Source organism: Enterobacter sp. JMULE2 (genome assembly GCF_013337145.1).
Classification (GTDB): Bacteria; Pseudomonadota; Gammaproteobacteria; order Enterobacterales; family Enterobacteriaceae; genus Enterobacter; species Enterobacter mori.
Window position 1 is genome coordinate 89,741 of the sequence record NZ_SGWD01000010.1, and the last position, 21,785, is coordinate 111,525.

19 protein-coding genes and 2 tRNA genes are annotated in these 21,785 nt (G+C 55.4%); 11 read left to right on the top strand and 10 right to left on the bottom strand.

The features are described 5' to 3' along the window. Positions 1-12: 12 nt before the first annotated feature. Positions 13-3,972: a trifunctional transcriptional regulator/proline dehydrogenase/L-glutamate gamma-semialdehyde dehydrogenase gene (putA, locus tag EXW94_RS01250; protein WP_174339333.1), complete on the bottom strand. Its 3,960-nt coding sequence runs from the start codon at positions 3,970-3,972 to the stop codon at positions 13-15. A 422-nt stretch (positions 3,973-4,394) separates the two neighbouring features. On the opposite strand from putA, the gene putP reads away from it, so the two are divergent. Next, positions 4,395-5,903, top strand: a complete 1,509-nt coding sequence (putP, locus tag EXW94_RS01255; RefSeq protein ID WP_089600232.1) for a sodium/proline symporter PutP — start codon at positions 4,395-4,397, stop codon at positions 5,901-5,903. 116 nt (positions 5,904-6,019) lie between these two features. Then, the gene (locus EXW94_RS01260; RefSeq protein WP_174339334.1) at positions 6,020-6,439 is read left to right on the top strand and encodes a DUF3574 domain-containing protein; all 420 of its coding nucleotides are present in this window, start codon (positions 6,020-6,022) and stop codon (positions 6,437-6,439) included. Between the two features lie 81 nt (positions 6,440-6,520). Here EXW94_RS01260 and EXW94_RS01265 read toward each other — a convergent pair whose 3' ends face one another. Beyond that, positions 6,521-7,705, bottom strand: a complete 1,185-nt coding sequence (locus tag EXW94_RS01265) for a NupC/NupG family nucleoside CNT transporter (protein ID WP_174339335.1) — start codon at positions 7,703-7,705, stop codon at positions 6,521-6,523. Positions 7,706-7,956: 251 nt separating this feature from the next. On the opposite strand from EXW94_RS01265, the gene efeU reads away from it, so the two are divergent. From efeU to phoH, 4 genes are all read left to right on the top strand, one after another. Further along, the gene (gene efeU, locus EXW94_RS01270; RefSeq protein ID WP_126816764.1) at positions 7,957-8,790 is read left to right on the top strand and encodes an iron uptake transporter permease EfeU; all 834 of its coding nucleotides are present in this window, start codon (positions 7,957-7,959) and stop codon (positions 8,788-8,790) included. 40 nt (positions 8,791-8,830) lie between these two features. Next, complete coding sequence (gene efeO, locus EXW94_RS01275; protein WP_126816763.1) at positions 8,831-9,958, top strand: iron uptake system protein EfeO; 1,128 nt, start codon at positions 8,831-8,833, stop codon at positions 9,956-9,958. A 5-nt stretch (positions 9,959-9,963) separates the two neighbouring features. Continuing rightward, positions 9,964-11,247, top strand: coding sequence for an iron uptake transporter deferrochelatase/peroxidase subunit (gene efeB / locus EXW94_RS01280; RefSeq protein ID WP_174339336.1), 1,284 nt, complete (start codon positions 9,964-9,966; stop codon positions 11,245-11,247). 499 nt (positions 11,248-11,746) lie between these two features. Continuing rightward, positions 11,747-12,535, top strand: coding sequence for a phosphate starvation-inducible protein PhoH (gene phoH / locus EXW94_RS01285; RefSeq protein WP_008503509.1), 789 nt, complete (start codon positions 11,747-11,749; stop codon positions 12,533-12,535). Positions 12,536-12,751: 216 nt separating this feature from the next. On the opposite strand, the gene EXW94_RS01290 is transcribed toward phoH, so the two are convergent. The 3 genes from EXW94_RS01290 to EXW94_RS01300 all read right to left on the bottom strand — a co-directional run bounded on the left by EXW94_RS01290 (position 12,752) and on the right by EXW94_RS01300 (position 14,541). Next, positions 12,752-12,839: transfer RNA gene (locus tag EXW94_RS01290), tRNA-Ser, on the bottom strand. A 137-nt stretch (positions 12,840-12,976) separates the two neighbouring features. Continuing rightward, complete coding sequence (locus tag EXW94_RS01295) at positions 12,977-13,654, bottom strand: isochorismatase family protein (protein WP_025755865.1); 678 nt, start codon at positions 13,652-13,654, stop codon at positions 12,977-12,979. A gap of 20 nt (positions 13,655-13,674) precedes the next feature. After that, positions 13,675-14,541, bottom strand: a complete 867-nt coding sequence (locus tag EXW94_RS01300) for a pirin family protein (RefSeq protein WP_148399623.1) — start codon at positions 14,539-14,541, stop codon at positions 13,675-13,677. A 109-nt stretch (positions 14,542-14,650) separates the two neighbouring features. On the opposite strand from EXW94_RS01300, the gene EXW94_RS01305 reads away from it, so the two are divergent. Next, positions 14,651-15,556 carry a LysR family transcriptional regulator gene (locus tag EXW94_RS01305; protein WP_174339921.1) on the top strand — a complete coding sequence of 302 codons (906 nt, stop codon included), beginning with the start codon at positions 14,651-14,653 and terminating at the stop codon, positions 15,554-15,556. A gap of 128 nt (positions 15,557-15,684) precedes the next feature. Here EXW94_RS01305 and EXW94_RS01310 read toward each other — a convergent pair. Then, positions 15,685-15,772 (bottom strand) — tRNA-Ser (locus tag EXW94_RS01310). A gap of 232 nt (positions 15,773-16,004) precedes the next feature. Between EXW94_RS01310 and ghrA the strand changes: the two genes are divergently transcribed. From ghrA to EXW94_RS01330, 4 genes are all read left to right on the top strand, one after another. Continuing rightward, positions 16,005-16,943 (top strand): glyoxylate/hydroxypyruvate reductase GhrA, encoded by a 939-nt coding sequence (gene ghrA, locus EXW94_RS01315; RefSeq protein ID WP_174339337.1) that lies wholly within the window; start codon positions 16,005-16,007, stop codon positions 16,941-16,943. A gap of 84 nt (positions 16,944-17,027) precedes the next feature. Continuing rightward, positions 17,028-17,765, top strand: a complete 738-nt coding sequence (locus EXW94_RS01320) for a phosphatase (protein ID WP_174339338.1) — start codon at positions 17,028-17,030, stop codon at positions 17,763-17,765. A gap of 18 nt (positions 17,766-17,783) precedes the next feature. Continuing rightward, complete coding sequence (locus EXW94_RS01325) at positions 17,784-18,338, top strand: molecular chaperone (RefSeq protein ID WP_042719419.1); 555 nt, start codon at positions 17,784-17,786, stop codon at positions 18,336-18,338. Positions 18,339-18,434: 96 nt separating this feature from the next. Then, positions 18,435-18,917: a DUF1097 domain-containing protein gene (locus EXW94_RS01330; RefSeq protein WP_126815316.1), complete on the top strand. Its 483-nt coding sequence runs from the start codon at positions 18,435-18,437 to the stop codon at positions 18,915-18,917. 43 nt (positions 18,918-18,960) lie between these two features. Here EXW94_RS01330 and csgG read toward each other — a convergent pair whose 3' ends face one another. The 4 genes from csgG to csgD are packed head-to-tail and all read right to left on the bottom strand — an operon-like array spanning position 18,961 to position 21,308. Then, positions 18,961-19,794, bottom strand: a complete 834-nt coding sequence (gene csgG / locus EXW94_RS01335) for a curli production assembly/transport protein CsgG (protein WP_108418058.1) — start codon at positions 19,792-19,794, stop codon at positions 18,961-18,963. A 26-nt stretch (positions 19,795-19,820) separates the two neighbouring features. Next, complete coding sequence (gene csgF, locus EXW94_RS01340) at positions 19,821-20,237, bottom strand: curli production assembly/transport protein CsgF (RefSeq protein ID WP_010429564.1); 417 nt, start codon at positions 20,235-20,237, stop codon at positions 19,821-19,823. A 26-nt stretch (positions 20,238-20,263) separates the two neighbouring features. Next, complete coding sequence (gene csgE, locus EXW94_RS01345; protein WP_010429567.1) at positions 20,264-20,653, bottom strand: curli production assembly/transport protein CsgE; 390 nt, start codon at positions 20,651-20,653, stop codon at positions 20,264-20,266. A gap of 4 nt (positions 20,654-20,657) precedes the next feature. Further along, a complete protein-coding gene (csgD, locus tag EXW94_RS01350; RefSeq protein WP_010429571.1) occupies positions 20,658-21,308 on the bottom strand; it encodes a biofilm master transcriptional regulator CsgD in 651 nt (216 codons plus the stop codon). Positions 21,309-21,785 lie beyond the last annotated feature (477 nt).

A 21,785-nucleotide genomic window follows, 5' to 3' on the forward strand; every position in this document is an offset into this window, starting at 1 on the left:
ATTAGCACAGCGTTAGCCGATTGTCATCAGGCTGGCGTTACCCCCCGCCGCCGCGGTGTTGACGCTGAGCGAGCGCTCAACGTACAGACGCTCCAGCAGCAGGTTGGTTTCCCCGCGCGCAAAGCCCTGCACGGAAACGATGGCACCGCTGCGGGCCGCAACCTGCTCGCACAGTTCGCGCAGCTGGTCGGAATCACCGTGGTAGATCACCGCATCAAACGGCTGCGTCAGCAGCGCATCGGCCTTCGCAAAGCGAATGCGGGCCGAGACCGCTTTCGGCAGCTGTTTGGCGAGATCGCGATGCAGCGCATCTTCCGGCCACAGCACTTCACACCCGGTTGCCATTGCGGCAGCCAGCTGCACCAGCGCGTCCTGCTCGTTATCGGCCACGCACAGTACGCGCTCGCGCGGCATCAGCGTCCAGGTGTTGCGCTCGCCGGTTGGACCCGGCAGCAGACGCTGGGTGCCCGCCTGCGCCAGTTCGCCGTACTGCCGGGCGACGGCACGCAGTTCAGGACGTTTTTCCGCCCAGGCGATCAGCGCCTCCAGCGGCTGGGTCAGCACGGTTTTCACCTGCGTATCCACCGGATAGTGTGCGTCCTGACGCGCCAGGGTCACGCCCAGCGCGTTCTCCGGACGGTTAGCGAGCAGACGGTACAGGTAGAGCGGGCCACCCGCTTTCGGACCGGTGCCGGAGAGACCTTCACCGCCGAACGGCTGCACGCCCACGACCGCGCCAACCATGTTGCGGTTGACGTACAGGTTGCCGACTTTGGCATTGCCGGTGACCTGCGCAATGGTTTCGTCGATACGGGTATGCACGCCGAGCGTCAGGCCGTAGCCGGAGGCGTTGATCTGCTCAACCAGCTCGTTCAGGTTGTTACGGTTGTAGCGCACCACGTGCAGTACCGGACCGAAGACCTCTTTTTTCAGCTCATCGAAGCTGGCCAGCTCAATCAGCGTTGGCGGCACAAAGGTGCCGGTCCGCCATTCGCGGGCATCTTCGCTGTTCTCGCGCACAGCCTGGAACACCGGACGGCCTTTCGCGCGCATGGCCTGAATGTGGTTTTCGATATTGGCTTTGGCTTCCGCGTCGATCACCGGCCCGATGTCGGTGGTGAGACGGCCCGGGTTGCCCATGCGGCATTCGGCCATCGCGCCGCGCAGCATCTTCAGCGTGTGGTCCGCCACGTCGTCCTGCAGGCACAGCACGCGCAGGGCGGAGCAGCGCTGACCGGCGCTGTCGAACGCAGAGGCCAGCACGTCGACCACCACCTGCTCGGTGAGCGCCGAGGAGTCAACGATCATGGCGTTCATCCCGCCGGTTTCCGCGACGAGCGGAGTAGGACGCCCCTGCGCATCCAGACGGGTAGCAATGTTGCGCTGCAGCAGGGAGGCTACTTCGGTCGAACCGGTAAACATCACGCCGCGCACGCGGTTATCGGAGGTCAGCTTAGCGCCGACGGTTTCACCGCGGCCCGGCAGTAGCTGAACCACGCCCGCTGGCACGCCCGCTTCCAGAAGAATGTTGATACCCTGCGCGGCAATCAGCGGGGTCTGCTCTGCCGGTTTTGCCAGCACGCTGTTGCCTGCGGCCAGCGCGGCGGCAATCTGGCCGGTGAAGATCGCCAGCGGGAAGTTCCACGGGCTGATACAGACGACCGGACCCAGCGGACGGTGGGTTTCGTTATCGAAATCATCGCGCACCTGACCGGCGTAGTAATGCAGGAAATCGACGGCCTCGCGCACTTCGGCGATGGCGTTGCTGAAGGTTTTACCCGCTTCTCGCACCAGAATGCCGATGAGCGACTGCATCTGGTCTTCCATCAGCACCGCGCGTTCCAGAATGGCGGCACGCTCCTGCGGCGGCGTGGCGAACCAGATTGGCGCGTTGTTCACCGCGCTGTCCAGCGCCTGGTCCACCTCGGCTTCGGTGGCTTCACGCACGTAGCCGACGATATCTTTTGGCTCTGCCGGGTTAATGACCGGCTGCATTTCGCCGTCAGCAACGGAATGTTCCAGGATCGGCTTCGCCTGCCATTTCTGCAATGCGCTGTTGAGCAGGGCAGAGGAGAGCGACGCCAGACGATGTTCGTTGGCGAGATCCAGACCCGCCGAGTTGACGCGGCCTGCGCCATACAGCTCGCGCGGCAGGGCAATCTTCGGATGCGGCAGGCCAATCTGGCCTTCCTGCGCCGCCATCTTCTCTACGGCCTGCACCGGATCGGCAACCAGCTCGTCCAGCGGCAGGGTGGTGTCGGCGATGCGGTTAACGAAGGAGGTGTTCGCGCCGTTTTCCAGCAGACGACGCACCAGGTATGCCAGCAGGGTTTCGTGGGTTCCCACCGGGGCATAGATGCGGCACGGGCGGTTCAGCTTGCCGTCCGCTACTTTACCGGTGACCTGCTCGTACAGCGGTTCACCCATGCCGTGCAGGCACTGGAACTCGTACTGGCCCGGATAGTAGTTCTGTCCCGCCAGGCTGTAAATTGCCGCCAGGGTGTGGGCGTTATGGGTAGCGAACTGCGGATAGATCAGGTTCGGCACGCCGAGCAGCTTTTTCGCACAGGCGAGGTAAGAGACGTCGGTGTAAACCTTGCGGGTATAGACCGGATAGCCTTCCAGACCTTCCATCTGGGCGCGTTTGATTTCGCTGTCCCAGTAGGCGCCTTTCACCAGACGGATCATCAGGCGACGGCGGCTGCGGCTTGCCAGGTCAATCAGGTAATCAATGACGAACGGGCAGCGCTTCTGGTAAGCCTGGATCACGAAGCCGATGCCGTTCCAGCCTGCCAGCTCCGGCTCGAAGCACAGTTTTTCCAGCAGATCGAGGGAGATCTCCAGACGGTCGGCCTCTTCGGCGTCGATATTAATGCCGATGTCATACTGGCGCGCCAGCAGGGTCAGGGACTTCAGGCGCGGGTAGAGCTCTTCCATCACCCGGTCGTACTGCGCGCGGCTGTAGCGCGGGTGCAGGGCGGAGAGCTTAATGGAGATGCCCGGGCCTTCGTAAATACCGCGACCGTTGGACGCTTTACCGATGGCGTGAATCGCCTGCTGGTAAGAGACCATGTAGGCCTGCGCGTCGGCGGCGGTCAGCGCCGCTTCGCCCAGCATGTCGTAGGAGTAGCGGAAACCTTTATCTTCCAGCTTGCGGGCGTTCGCCAGCGCTTCGGCAATGGTTTCCCCGGTGACGAACTGCTCGCCCATCAGGCGCATCGCCATGTCCACGCCTTTGCGGATCAGCGGCTCGCCGCTCTTACCGATAATGCGGTTCAGGGAGCGGGAGAGGTTGGCTTCGTTATGGGTGGAGACCAGTTTGCCGGTAAACAGCAGGCCCCATGTCGCGGCGTTGACGAACAGCGACGGGCTGCGGCCAATGTGGGAATGCCAGTTGCCGTTGCTGATCTTGTCGCGGATCAGCGCGTCGCGGGTGGCTTTATCCGGAATACGCAGCAGCGCTTCCGCCAGGCACATCAGCGCCACACCTTCCTGTGAAGAGAGGGAAAACTCCTGCAGCAGACCCTGAACCATCCCGGCGCGGCCGGTGGCGGTTTTCTGGTTGCGCAGCTTGTCGGCTAACTGATACGCCAGGCTGTGCGCCTGTGCGGCAATGGCTTCCGGCAGGCGAGCTTGCTCCAGCAGCATCGGCACGGCGTCGGTTTCGGCGCGGCGGTAGGCGCCAGTAATGGCGGCACGGCTGACGGACTGCGGCAGGATCTGCTCGGCGAATTCGAGGAACGGCTGATGGTTCTCGTCGCCAGCGGCTGGCGCTTCCTCGCTTTCGTTCGCTGCACCGGCCAGCAGGGCAGGCAGTTCCGGCAGACCTTCATCGCTCTCGAGTCTTTCGAGATAGTTAAAAATCGCCTGCTTAATTAACCAGTGCGGCGTGCGGTCAATGCGGGTTGCTGCGGTCTTAATCCGTTCGCGGGTGGCGTCATCCAGCTTAACCCCCATGGTGGTCATACCCATGCCAAAGCTCCTGTTGTTCTTTCATCGTGTTTGGTCGTTAGCGTGAAATATCCCCCATGTTGCAACTTTGTGCAACCGTGTTAAATGTGACCTGGTTTGCAACCCGGAAAATGAATGGATTGTTAACGAATGGTTAGCTGGAAAAACGCACTGGCTTTTGGGCGGGAAGCCTGTTTTTATGCGGGAGTTAACACTTTTAAAAGGTGCAACCCGTAAAAGCGTGAGCGAGTGCAACCTATAGGAAACTCGTATCAAACCAGGGATGAAATTGATGTAAATGCAGTGTTAAATCGTTTGTCAGCGGGATGCGCATACGGCAGGATAGCGCGCCCAACAGAAACACAAGATACATTCACCTCGTTCCGGTGATCATATAACAAGGCAGCCCGGATGGTTGTCGCTCGACATTTTGGAGAATTTGAATGGCTATTAGCACACCGATGCTGGTGACATTTCTCGTTTATATATTTGGCATGATCCTGATAGGGTTTTTGGCATGGCGTTCAACAAAGAACTTTGACGACTACATTCTGGGCGGACGCAGTTTAGGCCCAATGGTGACCGCGCTCTCTGCGGGCGCTTCCGACATGAGCGGCTGGCTGTTGATGGGCCTGCCGGGCGCGATTTTCATCTCCGGTATCTCTGAAAGCTGGATCGCCATCGGTCTGACCGTCGGCGCGTGGATCAACTGGAAGCTGGTGGCTGGCCGTCTGCGCGTGCATACCGAGGCCAACAATAACGCCCTGACGCTGCCGGATTACTTCACCGGACGCTTTGAAGATAACAGCCGCGTTCTGCGCATTATCTCCGCGGTGGTTATCCTGCTGTTCTTCACCATCTACTGTGCCTCCGGCATCGTGGCCGGCGCGCGCCTGTTCGAAAGCACCTTCGGCATGAGCTATGAAACCGCTCTGTGGGCCGGTGCTGCGGCGACCATCCTTTATACCTTTGTGGGCGGTTTCCTGGCCGTGAGCTGGACCGACACCGTGCAGGCGAGCCTGATGATCTTCGCCCTGATCCTGACCCCGGTGATTGTGATTTTCACCGTTGGCGGCTTTGGCGAATCGCTGGAAGTGATCAAGCAGAAGAGCATTGAAAACGTCGACATGCTGAAAGGGCTGAACTTCGTTGCCATCGTCTCCCTGATGGGCTGGGGCTTGGGCTACTTCGGTCAGCCGCACATTCTGGCGCGCTTTATGGCGGCGGACTCTCACCACACCATCGTTCATGCCCGTCGCATCAGCATGACGTGGATGATCCTGTGTCTGGCAGGGGCGTGTGCGGTCGGCTTCTTCGGTATCGCGTACTTCAACAACAACCCGGCGCAGGCGGGCGCGGTCAACCAGAACGCCGAGCGCGTGTTCATCGAGCTGGCGCAGATACTGTTTAACCCGTGGATTGCCGGTATCCTGCTCTCTGCGATCCTGGCGGCGGTAATGTCCACCCTGAGCTGCCAGCTGCTGGTCTGCTCCAGTGCGATCACCGAAGACCTCTACAAAGCCTTCCTGCGTAAAAACGCGAGCCAGAAAGAGCTGGTCTGGGTAGGGCGCTTTATGGTGCTGGTGGTGGCGCTGATTGCCATCGCGCTGGCGGCCAACCCGAATAACCGCGTGCTGGGTCTGGTGAGCTACGCGTGGGCGGGCTTCGGTGCGGCGTTTGGTCCGGTCGTGCTGTTCTCCGTGCTGTGGTCACGTATGACCCGTAACGGCGCGCTGGCGGGGATGATTATCGGTGCGGTGACCGTTATCGTCTGGAAACAGTTCGCGTGGCTGGGCCTGTACGAAATCATTCCGGGCTTCATCTTCGGCAGTATCGGTATCGTGGTGTTCAGCCTGCTGGGTAAAGCACCGTCTGCTTCTATGCAGAAACGCTTTGCTGAAGCCGACGCGCATTACCACACTGCGCCGCCTTCTAAGCTTCAGGCAGAATAATTTTTCTCGCTGCACAATGCGGGCCGGGTGAGCGCAAGCGCACCCGGCTTTTTTCTTGCCAAAATCCGTAATTTCCTGTGATATCCATGTACTTATAACAATGAGGATAGCGAAGCATGACAATCAAAACATGGGTAATGGCAGCGGCATTATTGATGCTGGCGGGCTGCACTGCGCCATCGCAACACGTAGCGGTCGAGACCTGCAAAGCGGATAACCAGATGCAGCAAACCACGCTCTATTTCGGCCTAAATCGTCCTGCCGGGGCGCAGATTACCGGCAACGAATGGCAGCAGTTTGTTGATCAGGACGTGACGCCGCGTTTCCGCGATGGCTTGACGGTGTTTGATGCGCGCGGGCAGTGGCTGGGGAACGACGGGAAAGTGGCGCGTGAACCCAGCAAAGCGCTGATGCTGATCCACGGTAAAGATGCGCAGAGCGAGAAGAACATCGAAGCGTTGCGCGGGATTTATAAATCACGCTTCGCGCAGGAGTCGGTGATGCGGGTCGACCAGCCGGTGTGCGTGCAGTTTTAATGAAAACGGCGGGATAACCCGCCGTTGTTGTATCGTAGTTGTTTTGTAGGCCGGGATCGCTGCGCGCCACCCGGCATTGCATCAGAGCACCAACCCCGCAAAGCTCGCCGACAGCAGGCTTACCAGCGTCGCGCCGTACACCAGACGCAGACCAAACCGCGATACCACGTTGCCCTGCTGCTCGTTCAGGCCCTTAATCGCCCCGGCGACGATACCGATTGAGGCAAAGTTAGCAAACGACACCAGGAAGACGGACAAAATACCCAGCCCGCGAGGGGACATCTGATGGGCGATTTTTTGCAGCTCGATCATCGCCACAAATTCATTCGCTACCAACTTGGTTGCCATAATACTGCCCGCGTTTAAGGCATCGCTCAGCGGGATCCCCACCAGCCAGGCCAGGGGATAAAACACATAACCCAGGATCTGCTGGAAGCTCATGCCAAATACGCTGGAGAAGAGGGCGTTAACGGCGCTAATAAGCGCGATAAAGCCAATCAGCATCGCCAGAATAATCATCGCCACCTTAAAACCGGCCAGAATATACTCGCCGAGCATTTCGAAGAAGCTCTGCGATTCATGCAGCTTTTCCAGCTTGATATCCGGCTCCGCTTCCGGGCGCGCCGGGTTGATGACGGAGAGAATAATAAAGGTGCTGAACATATTCAGAATAAGCGCCGCGACGACAAATTTGGCGTCGAGCATGGTCATATAGGCACCGACTATCGACAGGGAGACCGTCGACATGGCCGTGGCCGCCATGGTGAAGAGACGACGAGAGGAGAGATCGCCCAGCACGCCTTTGTAGGCAATGAAGTTTTCCGACTGACCGAGGATCAGCGAACTTACCGCGTTAAAGGATTCCAGCTTGCCCATACCGTTCAGTTTTGACAGCAGTGTACCGATGACGCGAATAAAAATTGGCAGGATCCGCCAGTGCTGAAGAATACCAATCAGTGCGGAAATAAAAATAATCGGACACAGCACGCCGAGGAAAATGAAGGCCAGCCCTTTTTCACCCATTCCGCCAAAGACGAAATTCGTCCCTTCGGCCGCAAATTTAAGCAGCGATTCAAAGAAACCGGAGACATATTTAATAATAAAAAGTCCACTTTCTGCGTGCAGGAAAAAGAATGCCAGCGCGATTTCAATAACAATCAGCTGTACAACAAAACGAATGCGAATTTTTCGGCGGTCGAAACTCACCAGCCAGGCAAGTGCAAGAATAATCACCAGCGCCAGCAGGAAATGGATAATCTTAAACATGGTTTATTTTCAGTTAGTTTTCGAGGTGGATATTTAGCCACAGCGCTGATTAACCGTAAATGGGCATTTTCGTTATAACTTATAAACGCAATCGTAACGGATAGAATTATTATCCTGCGATGCGGTTACAACTCGTCATCAAAAGGCCACATATTTCGCTTGTTTTTCTTCTTGCCGTAATGATAATCACTATCACAAGAATTTACCTTTCTTTGCATCAGTTGACCGCGATAAACATTTAAGGTGTCGGCATGTTTGTTCCATTTCTCATTATGTTACGTGAAGGCCTTGAAGCGGCCCTGATTGTCAGCCTTATCGCCAGCTATCTGAAGCGAACCCAGCGCGGACGCTGGATTGGCGTCATGTGGGTTGGTGTCTTCCTTGCCACGGCGCTCTGCCTGGGCCTTGGTATCCTCATCAATGAAACCACCGGCGAATTCCCGCAGAAAGAACAAGAGCTGTTCGAAGGGATCGTCGCCGTGATTGCGGTGGTGATCCTCACCTGGATGGTGTTCTGGATGCGTAAAGTCTCCCGCAACGTGAAGGTGCAGCTGGAGCAGGCGGTGGACAATGCCCTGCAGAAGGGGAACAACCACGGCTGGGCGCTGATCCTGATGGTCTTTTTTGCCGTTGCGCGTGAGGGGCTGGAATCGGTCTTCTTCCTGCTGGCGGCGTTTCAACAGGATGTCGGCATCTGGCCGCCGGTTGGCGCGATGCTCGGGCTGGCAACCGCGGTTGTGCTGGGTTTTCTGATCTACTGGGGCGGCATTCGTCTCAATCTGGGCGCCTTCTTCAAGTGGACCAGCCTGTTTATTCTTCTGGTGGCGGCAGGGCTGGCGGCAGGGGCGATACGCGCCTTCCACGAAGCGGGCCTGTGGAACCACTTCCAGGACGTGGCGTTCGATCTCAGCAACGTTCTCTCCACCCATTCACTGGCCGGCACCCTGCTCGAAGGTATCTTCGGCTACCAGGAAACGCCGAGCGTCAGCGAAGTGGCGATGTACTTTATCTATCTGGTTCCGGCGCTGGTGTTGTTCGCTATGCCGCCGCGTACCGGCACCCAGGCGTCGCGCGTTGCGCCGTAATGTGTAATTTAGTTACAACATACTTTTAAAGGGAAGAGTCATGGCAATTCAGTTCCGTCGTAGTGCGTTATGCGCAGGCATTGCCGCGCTGTTCGCTTCTTCATTCTCTGCCTGGGGCGCTGATGTTCCTCAGGTCAAAGTGACCGTCAATGATAAACAGTGCGAGCCGATGACCATCACGGTCAACAGCGGCAAAACCCAGTTTATCATCCAGAACCACAGCCAGAAGGCGCTGGAGTGGGAGATCCTCAAAGGCGTAATGGTGGTGGAAGAGCGTGAAAACATCGCCCCTGGCTTCAGCCAGAAGATGACCGCCAACCTACAGCCGGGTGAATACGACATGACCTGCGGCCTGCTGACCAATCCGAAAGGCAAGCTGATCGTCAAGGGCAACGCCACGAAGGATGCCGCGAAAGGCGAAGCGCTGCTGAGCCTGGGCGAGGCCATCACCGCCTATAAAGCCTACGTCACTAAAGAGACGGCGGACCTGGTTGCGGGCACCAAAGCCTTCACCGATGCGGTGAAAGCCGGGGATATCGAAAAAGCGAAATCCCTGTACGCGCCAACCCGTCAGCACTACGAGCGCATCGAGCCGATTGCCGAGCTGTTCTCTGACCTCGATGGTAGCATCGATGCCCGTGAGGACGATTACGAGCAGAAGGCCGCCGATCCAAAATTTACCGGCTTCCACCGACTGGAAAAAGCCCTGTTTGGCGACAACTCCACCAAAGGGATGGAGAAATACGCCGGGCAGCTGAACGGCGACGTGCTGGAGCTGCAAAAGCGCATCAGCGAGCTGGCCTTCCCACCGTCGAAAGTGGTGGGCGGCGCGGCCGGTCTGATTGAAGAAGTGGCTGCCAGCAAAATCAGCGGTGAAGAAGATCGCTACAGCCACACCGACCTGTGGGACTTCCAGGCCAACGTCGACGGCGCGCAGAAAATTGTCGATCTGCTGCGTCCTCAACTGCAAAAAGAGAACAGCGAACTGCTGGCCAAAGTGGATGCCAACTTCAAAAAAGTCGACACCATCCTGGCGAAGTACCGCACCAAAGACGGGTTCGAAACCTACGACAAACTGACCGACGCTGACCGTAACGCGCTGAAAGGCCCGATTACCACCCTGGCGGAAGATCTCTCCCTGCTGCGCGGCGTTCTGGGTCTGGACTAAGCACAATGAACAAGCATGACGAGCACGACGTGGCCGAACCTTCCCGACGTCGTTTGTTAAAAGGGGTAGGGGCGCTGGGCGGTGCGCTTGCCCTGGCAGGCGGCTGCCCGGTGGCGCATGCGGCTAAACCGCAGAGTGCCCCCGGCACGCTGTCGCCGGATGCGCGCATGGAGACGCAGCCGTTTTATGGCGAGCATCAGGCGGGCATTCTGACGCCGCAGCAGGCCTCCATGATGCTGGTGGCGTTTGATTCGCTGGCCAGCGATAAAGCCGATCTGCTGCGTCTGTTCCGCCTGCTGACAACGCGTATTGCGTTTCTCACCGCGGGCGGTCCGGCACCGGAAACGCCAAATCCGCGTTTGCCGCCGATGGACTCCGGTATTCTCGGGGCGTTTATCGCCCCGGATAACCTGACCATTACCGTGTCGGTGGGCGAGTCGTTGTTTGATGACCGCTACGGCCTGGCAAAACAGAAGCCGAAAGCGCTGCAAAAAATGACGCGCTTTCCAAATGATTCCCTCGACGCGGCGCTGTGCCACGGCGATCTGCTCCTGCAGATTTGCGCCAATACCCAGGACACGGTGATCCACGCCCTGCGCGATATCATCAAGCACACGCCGGATCTGCTGAGCGTGCGCTGGAAGCGGGAAGGGTTTATCTCTGACCACGCTGCCCGCAGTAAAGGCAAAGAGACGCCGGTGAACCTGCTGGGCTTTAAGGACGGCACGGCCAACCCCAACAGCAGCGATGCGGCGCTGATGAAAGACGTGGTGTGGGTGACAGCGGATCAGGGTGAACCGGCGTGGGCGGTGGGCGGCAGCTACCAGGCGGTGCGCATTATTCAGTTCCACGTGGAGTTCTGGGACCGCACGCCGCTGAAAGAGCAGCAGACCATCTTTGGCCGCGACAAGCAGAGCGGGGCGCCGCTGGGCATGCAGCACGAGCACGATGTGCCGGACTACGCGAGCGATCCTGACGGGAATACCATCGCACTCGACAGCCACATTCGCCTTGCGAACCCGCGCACCAAAGAGACGCAGTCGAGCCTGATGATGCGTCGTGGCTACAGCTATTCGTTAGGCGTGACCAACTCTGGTCAGCTTGATATGGGGCTGCTGTTTGTCTGCTATCAGCACGATCTGGAGAAAGGGTTCCTCACCGTACAGAAGCGGTTAAACGGCGAAGCGCTGGAAGAGTATATTAAGCCCATCGGCGGCGGTTATTTCTTTGCCCTGCCTGGCCCGCGCGACCAGAACGCCTACCTCGCTCAAGGGCTGATCGAAGCCTGATAATCGTCCCTGCGATAGTTCGCGGGGACATTATTTTTTCATATGACTATCTTGTTGTTATATTTCTGTAATATTTCTATATAAGACTGAATCCACTGCAGGTGCAGTCTTAAAAGTTGCATTCAGGTAAAATAAATGTTGCATTTATGATAACTCCTGATGTACTTAAGATAAGACAGCGGTAGTTCCCGGCAGTGATGCTGAATCACTATGGAGATCGCGAATGGTTGGGTCCTATACTGGACAAGGTAAACATAACAACCGCAGCACCCGGCGCGGAGGCTCAGACTCCGGCAGCGATTTCCTCACCACTAAATTCTCCCCTTCACCTCAAGAATCTGATTCCACCGACGTGCAGACTGGTGCGCGTAGCTATTCTGTATCGTCATCCGGTAAAGCAAGCAATGGCTTACAAGGAAGCCAACCCTCTGATGTTCGTGCGCATAATCGTGCCGAAGCTGGCGCGTGTGATGAATACCAACAACTCAAGGTGCTATCCATGGGAAGACAAAAAGCAGTGATCAAAGCTCGTCGCGAAGCAAAACGTGTGCTGAGACGGGATTCACGTAGCCATAAACAGCGTGAAGAAGAATCGGTCACCTCGCTTGTGCAGATGAGTGGCGTAGAAGCAATTGGCATGGCCCGAGACAGCCGTGATAATTCTCCAATTGTTGCGCGCAATGAGGCTCAGGCGCACTACCTGAATGCTATCGAGAGTAAACAGCTCATCTTTGCAACCGGTGAAGCCGGATGCGGGAAAACCTGGATTAGTGCAGCCAAAGCGGCAGAAGCGCTGATCCATAAGGACGTGGAGCGCATTATTGTTACCCGTCCGGTACTGCAAGCTGATGAAGATCTCGGCTTCTTGCCCGGAGATATTTCGGAGAAGTTTGCCCCGTACTTCAGGCCCGTTTATGACGTGCTGGTGAAGCGACTGGGTGCATCCTTTATGCAGTACTGCCTGCGACCAGAGATTGGCAAGGTGGAAATCGCGCCGTTCGCCTATATGCGCGGACGTACATTTGAAAATGCGGTCGTTATTCTTGACGAGGCTCAGAACGTGACCGCAGCGCAAATGAAAATGTTCTTAACGCGCCTCGGGGAGAACGTGACGGTTATCGTTAACGGCGATATTACCCAGTGTGATCTGCCGTCCGGCGTGAAATCCGGATTAAGCGACGCCATGTCACGTTTTGAGGAAGATGAGATGATTGGGGTGGTACGTTTCACCAAAGATGACTGCGTGCGCTCGGCGCTCTGTCAGCGCACGCTGCAAGCGTATTATTGAGTTCGCTGTTGTGTTCAAGGCCCGGGAAACCGGGCTTTGTTTTTTGTGCGGGCTTTTTGTCGGGTGGCGCTGCGCTTACCCGACCTACAATACCCGTAGGCCTGGTAAGCGCAGCGCCACCAGGCATAAAGAGCGCAGGGAGTCTCAAGGTTCGAATCCCCAGGTGCGATCCAAAAGAAAAAAGCCCGCATTTTCATGCGAGCTCTTCTTTAAATATGGCGGTGAGGGGGGGATTCGAACCCCCGATACGTTGCCGTATACACACTTTCCAGGCGTGCTCCTTCAGCCACTCGGACACCTCACCATATTGTTTTGCTGCCTGACCGCTTGGGGGGCAACGGGGCGCTACTATAGGGAGTTGCGCTAAAACGGTCAAGCAGATTTTCTGTATTCGTGTGCGTTCGGTTAAGCCTTAATCAGCTCTTGTCGCAGCACGGGCTATTAACGCTGTGAATCGAGCACTTCGCTGTTTTTCACTACTTCCTGTGCTTTACCGTAGCTTTCGATCAACAGCTGGTAAGCCGGGAAGATGTGGGTGTATACCTCAGCCCACTCAGCCGCGTCTTCACGATTCCATGTCCGCTGGATCTCAGAGGCCACCGCCGCCGTATCCATTGGCACCACGCCAGCCTGAACGACTCGTGCCAGAGTGATCTCCTGCGCCATCTTACTGTAAGTGCCGGAGGCATCAATCACCGCAAACACTTTATAGCCATCCGCAACCGCGCTGATTGACGGGAAGGCCATGCAGACGCTGGTGATAGTGCCCGCGATAATCAACGTTTTACGTCCGGTCGCTTTCACCGCGGCCACGAACTCCGGGTTGTCCCAGGCGTTGATTTCACCTTTACGGGCAACATACTGCGCATGCGGTGCGTTGGCGTGGATCTCCGGGATCAGCGGTCCGTTCGGCCCCTGTGGAACGGACGCCGTAGTGATAACCGGGATTTTCGCCAGGGTAGCGATTTTCGCTAACGCCGCCGCACGAGCACGCAGCTCCGGCATTGGCATGTCACCAACGGTCTGGAACAGACCGCTCTGGTGATCGATAAGCAACATCACCGCATCGTTAACATCAATGACCGGACGTGCTCCATTAAAATTGGCAGGTGTGGACATGTTCTTCTCCTTTATTACGATTACGATCGGATCTGGCCGAAGCGGCCGGAGTTGAAATCACGAATAGCTTCCGCGATCTCGGTTTTAGTGTTCATCACAAACGGGCCATAGCCGACGATGGGTTCATTGAGCGGCGCGCCGGCCATCAGCAGCACTTTGGCATCGCTGCTTGCCTCAAGGTGCAGTTTGTCGCCTTCCTGACTCAGCACCACCAGCTGGGCTTCTCCCGCTTGAGCAGTGCCATTCACCGTAACGTGACCTTCCAGCACCACCAGCGCCGTGCTCCAGCCCTCCGGCTGAGCGAGCGTAAGATGGCTTCCCTGATTAAGGGCAAGATCCCAGACGTTCAGCGGCGAAAAGGTGTGCGCAGGGCCGGTAATAGCGTCGTAGCGTCCAGCGATAACCCGCACCGTTCCGCTGTTGTCCGGTAACGCCACAACCGGGATGTCGCTTTTGGTGATGCTCTGGTAGCCCGGCGTCGCCATTTTGTCTTTGGCTGGCAGGTTGACCCAAAGCTGCATCATTTTCAGTTCGCCGCCTTTCTGCGAGAACGCGCTGGAGTGGAACTCCTCGTGCAGGATGCCTGCACCTGCCGTCATCCACTGCACGTCGCCGGGGCCAATGACACCACCTTTACCCGTGGAGTCGCGATGCTCCACTTCACCGGAATAGACGATGGTGACCGTTTCAAAACCCCGGTGAGGGTGTTGGCCTACGCCGCGTTTCTCCCCATCTGCCGGAAAGGTGTACGGACCTGCGTAGTCCAGCAGCAAAAACGGACTCAGCGGCTCGCCGTGGGTTTGATAAGAAAACATCGAACGAACCGGGAAACCATCGCCAACCCAGTGCTGGCGGGGAGCGGTATAAACGCCTGTTACGTTTTTCATGATTAACTCCTGATGTTCTGTTGATGTAATTAGCTTATATTCAGAGTTAATATCCCGGTAGATAGTGAAAATGGCATTCACTGTTCCGAAAATAGAACGATGGGGTTTTATGCAGGATCTCAATGACTTTGTCTGGTTTGTGAAGGTGGTCGACCATGGTGGGTTTGCGGCGGCGGGAAGGGCGCTTGACCAACCCAAGTCCAAACTGAGCCGCAGGATCGCGCAGCTGGAAGAGCGGCTTGGCGTGCGGTTGATACAGCGCACTACGCGGCAGTTTACGGTGACGGAAGTGGGGCAGACCTTCTATCAGCACTGTAAGGCGATGCTGATAGAAGCAGAAGCGGCAGAGGAGGCCGTTGCTGCGCTGCAGGCTGAGCCGCGCGGCGTCGTCAGGATCACCTGTCCCGTCACGTTACTGCACGTCCACGTAGGACCGATGCTGGCACGGTTTATGGCGCGCTACCCCGGGATTAATCTCCAGCTTGAGGCCACCAATCGGCGGGTCGATCTTGTGGGCGAAGGCATTGATGTGGCGATCCGCGTGCGTCCGCGTCCGTTTGATGACAGCGATCTGGTCTTAAGGGTGCTGGCTGACAGGGGGCATTGCCTGGTGGCGAGTCAGCAGTTGATTGAACGTATGGGTAAACCCCGAATGCCTTCTGAGCTCAGTGAATGGCCTGGTTTAAGTATAGGGGCCGGTAAACAGGTGCATAAATGGGAACTCAGTGGTCCAGAGGGGGCGAAAGCGGAGATCCACTACGCACCGCGCTTTATTACCACCGACATGCTGGCACTGCGGGAAGCGGCGATAGCGGGCGTGGGCGTTGTACAGTTGCCGATATTGATGGTGAAGGATCAGCTTGCGTCAGGAGAACTGGTACGGGTGCTGGACGCGTGGGAGCCCCGACGGGAAGTGATTCACGCAGTTTATCCTTCACGGCGCGGCATGCTGCCGTCGGTCAGGACGCTGGTAGATTTTCTGACCGAAGAGTATGCGCGGATGGTGGAGGAGTAGTTTTTCGTAGGTCGGGTAAGCGCAGCGCCACCCGACATAAAGAGCGCAGGGAGTCTCAAGGTTCGAATCCCCAGGTGCGATCCAAAAGAAAAAAGCCCGTACTTTCGTACGAGCTCTCATCTTAAATATGGCGGTGAGGGGGGGATTCGAACCCCCGATACGTTGCCGTATACACACTTTCCAGGCGTGCTCCTTCAGCCACTCGGACACCTCACCATATTGTCATCCCGTTGTTGCCGGGACGGGCGCTAATGTAAGGAAAAGCCGAACTGGCGTCAACTCACTTTTTCAGTAATTTAGCGCGTTTAGACAAACTTCAAGCAACCTGACTCCTAAATGTGCACAAAGCGCCTCTTTTATCAGCAACGCGGTTTACTGATAAATTTGTTATGCTGGCAATCCATTTGAAAATGAAAACAAAACAGCGCACTAAAAGGCAGGAATGACCATGGATATTCTCTTCTATCACCCTACATTTGATACCGCTTACTGGATCGAGGCACTTTCGGCGGCGCTGCCCGGCGCACGCGTACGCGAGTGGAAGCGTGGCGATAATGAACATGCCGACTATGCGCTGGTCTGGCACCCGCCGGTTGAGATGCTGCAGGGCCGCAAGCTGAAGGCGGTTTTCGCCCTGGGTGCGGGGGTTGATTCGATCCTCAGTAAACTGAAAGCGCATCCAGAAATGCTGGCTGACAATATTCCGCTGTTCCGTCTTGAAGATACGGGAATGGGCCAGCAGATGCAGGAGTATGCCGTAAGCCAGGTGCTGCACTGGTTCCGCCGCTTCGACGATTATCAGGCCTTTAAACAGCAATCCCACTGGGAGCCGCTGCCGGATTATCGACATGAAGATTTTACCGTTGGGATCCTCGGCGCGGGTGTGCTCGGCTCAAAAGTGGCAGAAGCACTTGCCCCGTGGGGCTTCCCGCTGCGCTGCTGGAGCCGCAGCCGTAAGGATTTTCCGGGCGTCGAGAGTTTTGCCGGAACGGATGAGCTTCCTGCGTTCCTGAAAGGGACTCGCGTGCTTATCAACCTGCTGCCGAATACCGCCGAAACGGTGGGCATTATCAATAGCACTCTCCTGAACCAGTTAGCCGAGCAGAGCTATTTGATGAACCTCGCGCGCGGGGTCCATGTCGTGGAGGGCGATCTGCTGAACGCGCTGGACAGCGGAAAGCTTAAAGGTGCCATGCTGGACGTTTACAGCCGTGAGCCACTGCCAGCGGAAAGCCCGCTGTGGGCGCACCCGCGCGTCGCGATGACGCCACACGTGGCTGCCGTGACGCGTCCGGCAGAAGCGGTGGCATACATATCCCATACCATCAGCGAAATGGAAAAGGGTAACGCGGTCACCGGACAGGTCGACAGACAGCGCGGCTACTAACGGAAACCCGGCGTTCGCCGGGTTTTTGCTAATATTCGCCGCTGATAACTGCTATCCTTTGGAAAAACCGCAGAGGAGAGAAAGATGTATCCCGTAGACCTGCATATGCACACCGTCGCCAGCACCCACGCGTATAGTAACCTCCATGATTATATCGCCCAGGCAAAGCTCAAGGGCATCAAGCTTTTTGCGATTACCGATCATGGCCCGGATATGGCGGATGCACCGCACTACTGGCATTTTGTGAATATGCGGATTTGGCCACGTCTGGTGGACGGTATTGGGATACTGCGCGGCATTGAGGCGAACATCAAAAATACAGACGGTGAGATCGACTGCACCGGCCCGATGCTGACCTCTCTTGACCTTATCCTTGCCGGTTTCCATGAGCCGGTCTTTGCGCCTCAGGATAAAGACACCAACACCGCGGCGATGATTGCTACCATTGCCAGCGGCAATGTGCACATTATCAGCCACCCCGGTAACCCGAAGTATCCGATTGATATTCAGGCTGTCGCGCAGGCGGCAGCGAAACACCGCGTGGCGCTGGAGATTAATAACTCCTCCTTTGTTCACTCGCGTAAGGGCAGTGAAGCCAACTGTCGCGAAGTGGCTGCCGCCGTGCGTGATGCGGGGGGAATGGTGGCGCTGGGGTCCGATTCTCATACCGCGTTTACGCTGGGTGATTTCAGTGAGTGTATGAAAGTATTAAATGACGTTGGTTTCCCGGAAGCGCAAATCCTGAACGTGACGCCACGCCGCATGCTCGATTTCCTCGAGTCGCGCGGCATGGAGTCGATTGCCGAATTTGCCGATCTTTAATTGTGTAATGGAATAAAAATGAACGAGTTCTCCATCCTTTGCCGCGTGCTGGGTACACTCTATTATCGCCAGCCGCAAGACCCGCTGTTGGTTCCGCTTTTCACGCTGATCCGTGAAGGCAAGCTGGCGCAGAACTGGCCGCTGGAACAGGATGATTTGCTGGAACGTCTGCAAAAAAGCTGCGACATGCAGCAGATTTCAACGGATTACAATGCGCTGTTCGTCGGTGACGAGTGCCGTGTTTCGCCGTACCGTTCTGCCTGGCAGGAAGGGGCGACGGAAGCAGAAGTGCGCGCGTTTCTCTCCGAGCGCGGAATGCCGCTGAGCGATACGCCAGCCGATCACATCGGTACGCTGCTGCTTGCGGCCTCCTGGCTCGAAGACAACGCCGGTGACGACGAAAATGAAGCCATCGAAACCCTGTTTGAAACCTACCTGTTGCCGTGGGTTGGGACGTTCCTGGGTAAAGTTGAAGCCCATGCCACCTCGCCATTCTGGAGAACCCTGGCACCGCTGACGCGTGATGCGATTGCTGCGATGTGGGATGAGCTCGAAGAAGAAAATGAAGAGTGATTTAGATCACAAAAATTATGCAACGATACATTTCAACTTGCACATAATGTGCTTCTGATCGCATTTCTATGGCGCGCTTCTGCTAAGATGCGCGCCATGAACATATTACTTTGTATTGCACTGACAACAGGCATTCTCTCCGGACTCTGGGGATGGGTGGCCGTGTCTCTCGGATTGCTCAGCTGGGCCGGGTTCCTCGGCTGCACCGCCTATTTCGCCTGCCCGCAGGGTGGCGTCAAAGGGCTATTCATCTCCGGCTGTACCCTGATGAGCGGAGTGATTTGGGCGCTGGTGATCATGAAGGGCAGCGCGCTGGCGCCTCACCTGGAGATCCTGGGCTATGTCATGACGGGCGTGGTCGCATTTTTAATGTGCGTTCAGGCAAAGCATTTGCTGCTATCGTTCGTACCGGGCACGTTCATGGGAGCCTGCGCGACCTTTGCAGGGCAGGGGGACTGGAAGCTGGTCGTTCCCTCGCTGGCGCTGGGACTTCTCTTCGGCTATGCCATGAAAAACAGCGGCCTGTGGCTGGCAGCGCGGCGAGAAAAAGCGCAAAACATCACTGCGGTGAGTGAATAAAAAAAGGCGAGACAGGGGTCTCGCCTTTTTTATGCGCTTTCGATCAGGATTCCGGCGGCACCGACATATCGCGGTATTTTACCAGTACTGGGTTTTGCGCTTCTGATTTGTTCTGCAGATCCCACAGCCCGCGATCGATACCATCGTTAATCAGGAAGATAACCCCGGTTTCGATAGCCGACATCAGACACAGCATCACCGGTTCGTTAGAGGTATACCCAATTTCACCCTCCAGCAAACGCTGATAGTCGATAAAGCGGAATACCCCGGCCTGAACTTCATACGAGAGAATGGTTTTGCTGGTGTTCACGGAGGATAAGATCTCACCCGTGCTCACGTTAACCACGCGCAGGTTGACGGCAATCTGGTCGAGTTGATACTGGGTGTCAGCACCGATACCGAAGTAACGCGCACCTGCTCCCCCCGATTTCACGTTACTTTCGTAACCGATAATCGAGCCTTCCACCATGATATTGGCTGCGGTAAGCGACTGAAGTGGCATTCGATTATTCACGCCAACGGTTCCGTTTTCCTGTGCGGCGCGGATGATTTTTCGTTCATTCAGCAGGTTTTGCAATCCCTGGCGTTCCAGAGGAATAAACCAGCGTGAATCCTTCAGGGCAGTGACCAGCATGGCGGTTGCACTCTGCGGCACGGCCGTAGAGAAGTTACTTGCCGGATACGGTTTAAACTGTCCTGTTTCATCCTGAATGTTATATACCGAGACAAATATCTTACCGGTTGGTGTCGGCAGATGGGTTAAATCGCGGTAGCTTTGTGCCCGAGGCATTAATGTTGGCTTAGCGGCTTCTTTAGGTGGAGCAGTTAAACAACCGCTCAATAAGCACACTGCAACAAAGATCAAAAAGCGCTGCATGATAATTGTCCTTATTTTGGGGTTGTTTAAAAATCAGTCGAACTGGTTTGCAAACCCGACACCTGGATTGTCGATGTTTTTCCGGTTTTGCGATCCGTTACATTCAGCTGAAGCTGCCCATCTTTGTTGGCGATATCGACGATAAAGTCGTTAGTCACCATGCGGCCGGGTTTACCGGTATTAATATTGGTTAATAAGCCACCTAATATTTGCGACTGGATGGCCTGGGTGAAGTTATCCAGCGCTGACGGGGTTTCGATACCGAAATCGTCGTCAAAGCTTGGGTCTTTGTAAGAGTTTTGAGCCTGGGCTTCGTTAAGCATGAATGCCCCGTTGTTCGGGTTGCCGCCAAAATTAGGGTTGCGGAACTGGAAGGTCATATTCCCGGCCCAGCTTAGCGGTGCAATGAGCATTAACGAAATCACTGTGTGTGCGAGACGCATTACAGCCTCCGAAATAAGTATCGTTGCTAGAACTCATCTTTTGCTAAATCGCCTGTACTCAGCAGGGCTTTATCTAACTGCAGACGATTAATAGCTTCTTCTGTTTGTGCCAGGGCAAAAGCGACGTTCTGATCGAAGTCTCTTTTGGTGGGGAACAGGAAGGTCTGGTAAATAACATCCTGATTGGCTGTTATTGTGATCCAGCTTCCCCACCGTGCACTGGGCCGTTCGTTGATTGTTAAGTTACCGGGATAGTCACTTTCCCATTTATCACTGAAGGCGCGGTAGAAATCGTGCCCGATAGATGTGACGGTGTGGTCGGTTAACAATCCGGGAACCTCAACTTCCACTGCCTGGAGATTCCCGGCCGCAAGCAGGAAACCTGCTGCAGCAATCCAACTCAACGTGCGTTTCATGCTATTAACGCCTGAGGTTATCGTTTGCCCATGAAACGGCCTGAGTCCGGTTTTTAACAGCTATCTTCTTGAAAAGATTATAAAGGTGCGTCTTGACCGTATTTTCGCTGATAAATAACGAACGGGCGATTTCAATGTTTGAAGCACCAATGCGCAACTTGTTCAAAATCTCTTTCTCACGATGCGTCAGCAGTGCAGACTCTGTACTGTTGTAGCGATAATTTCCGGAGTGTGTAATGAGGTAGCTGGCAAGCTTTTGCGAGAAATAGCATTCGCCTCGCAATATGCCCTGCAAGCCTTCCACGACACGATTCTCTTCTTCAGTGACGTAGAACACGCCATTGATATGCGGCCAGCTTTCTATGTCTCTAAAAGGATACTCATCAGGGGTATTCAATAATAACACGCGGATATTATTGTTTTTCCTGCTTAAGTTATCTTGCCAGTAATGGATCAGCTTTTTATCCGCTTCCATCATATCGAGAAGAATGATACTGCCAGGTGCAATGTCATCAAAAGAACGTTGAATATTATGCAATTTCCCGTTCAATGAAAGAGATTGCTTTAAATGCTGCAATAATGCTGTCGCTTGTAAAGAAGGTTTGGTGATCAACAATAATGTATGACCATGTAAACTATGGACTTCATTAAACATGATGAAACCCCACTTTATTTATGACACCTGGCAGCTATCCCTTGTTAATAGATAAGGAATACCAGAAGCACTGACAGATGTGGCACTGCTGTGTGTAGAATCAAACCATTCCTCCAGAGGAGGACGGAAATAAAAATAAAATGACTTACTACTGTTTTCAATCTAGCTATTACAAACGTTAAAGCAAGTGTTAATCATGTAACTAAATGTAAAATTCAATATTAAATTGTGTATTTAGGGTAATAAATTAGTTTTTGTTTAAGAGAAAAGTTGTACATGAGAATAACACTGCACACATTTTAAAAATCATACAAATAATTATAACTGCATGAAAAAAATGTGGATTTATAATTCTTACCCCACCGGTGAAAGGTATGAGATACATAAGAAAACTAAGCCTTCCTTCATCAGGCGATTCCTTCTTAAGAAAACTCACCCTGTGTGACAAGGTTTTCAAATTGTCTCGCGTGGGTGTGG

Coding starts and splice junctions, on each gene's coding strand:
- efeO (WP_126816763.1), top strand. CDS start 8,831: ATGGCAATTCAGTTCCGTCGTAGTGCGTTATGCGCAGGCATTGCCGCG.
- phoH (WP_008503509.1), top strand. CDS start 11,747: ATGGGAAGACAAAAAGCAGTGATCAAAGCTCGTCGCGAAGCAAAACGT.
- EXW94_RS01320 (WP_174339338.1), top strand. CDS start 17,028: ATGTATCCCGTAGACCTGCATATGCACACCGTCGCCAGCACCCACGCG.
- EXW94_RS01305 (WP_174339921.1), top strand. CDS start 14,651: ATGCAGGATCTCAATGACTTTGTCTGGTTTGTGAAGGTGGTCGACCAT.
- putA (WP_174339333.1), bottom strand. CDS start 3,972: ATGGGTATGACCACCATGGGGGTTAAGCTGGATGACGCCACCCGCGAA.
- ghrA (WP_174339337.1), top strand. CDS start 16,005: ATGGATATTCTCTTCTATCACCCTACATTTGATACCGCTTACTGGATC.
- csgD (WP_010429571.1), bottom strand. CDS start 21,308: ATGTTTAATGAAGTCCATAGTTTACATGGTCATACATTATTGTTGATC.
- csgG (WP_108418058.1), bottom strand. CDS start 19,794: ATGCAGCGCTTTTTGATCTTTGTTGCAGTGTGCTTATTGAGCGGTTGT.
- EXW94_RS01265 (WP_174339335.1), bottom strand. CDS start 7,705: ATGTTTAAGATTATCCATTTCCTGCTGGCGCTGGTGATTATTCTTGCA.
- csgE (WP_010429567.1), bottom strand. CDS start 20,653: ATGAAACGCACGTTGAGTTGGATTGCTGCAGCAGGTTTCCTGCTTGCG.
- putP (WP_089600232.1), top strand. CDS start 4,395: ATGGCTATTAGCACACCGATGCTGGTGACATTTCTCGTTTATATATTT.
- EXW94_RS01260 (WP_174339334.1), top strand. CDS start 6,020: ATGACAATCAAAACATGGGTAATGGCAGCGGCATTATTGATGCTGGCG.
- EXW94_RS01325 (WP_042719419.1), top strand. CDS start 17,784: ATGAACGAGTTCTCCATCCTTTGCCGCGTGCTGGGTACACTCTATTAT.
- EXW94_RS01300 (WP_148399623.1), bottom strand. CDS start 14,541: ATGAAAAACGTAACAGGCGTTTATACCGCTCCCCGCCAGCACTGGGTT.
- csgF (WP_010429564.1), bottom strand. CDS start 20,237: ATGCGTCTCGCACACACAGTGATTTCGTTAATGCTCATTGCACCGCTA.
- efeU (WP_126816764.1), top strand. CDS start 7,957: ATGTTTGTTCCATTTCTCATTATGTTACGTGAAGGCCTTGAAGCGGCC.
- EXW94_RS01295 (WP_025755865.1), bottom strand. CDS start 13,654: ATGTCCACACCTGCCAATTTTAATGGAGCACGTCCGGTCATTGATGTT.
- efeB (WP_174339336.1), top strand. CDS start 9,964: ATGAACAAGCATGACGAGCACGACGTGGCCGAACCTTCCCGACGTCGT.
- EXW94_RS01330 (WP_126815316.1), top strand. CDS start 18,435: ATGAACATATTACTTTGTATTGCACTGACAACAGGCATTCTCTCCGGA.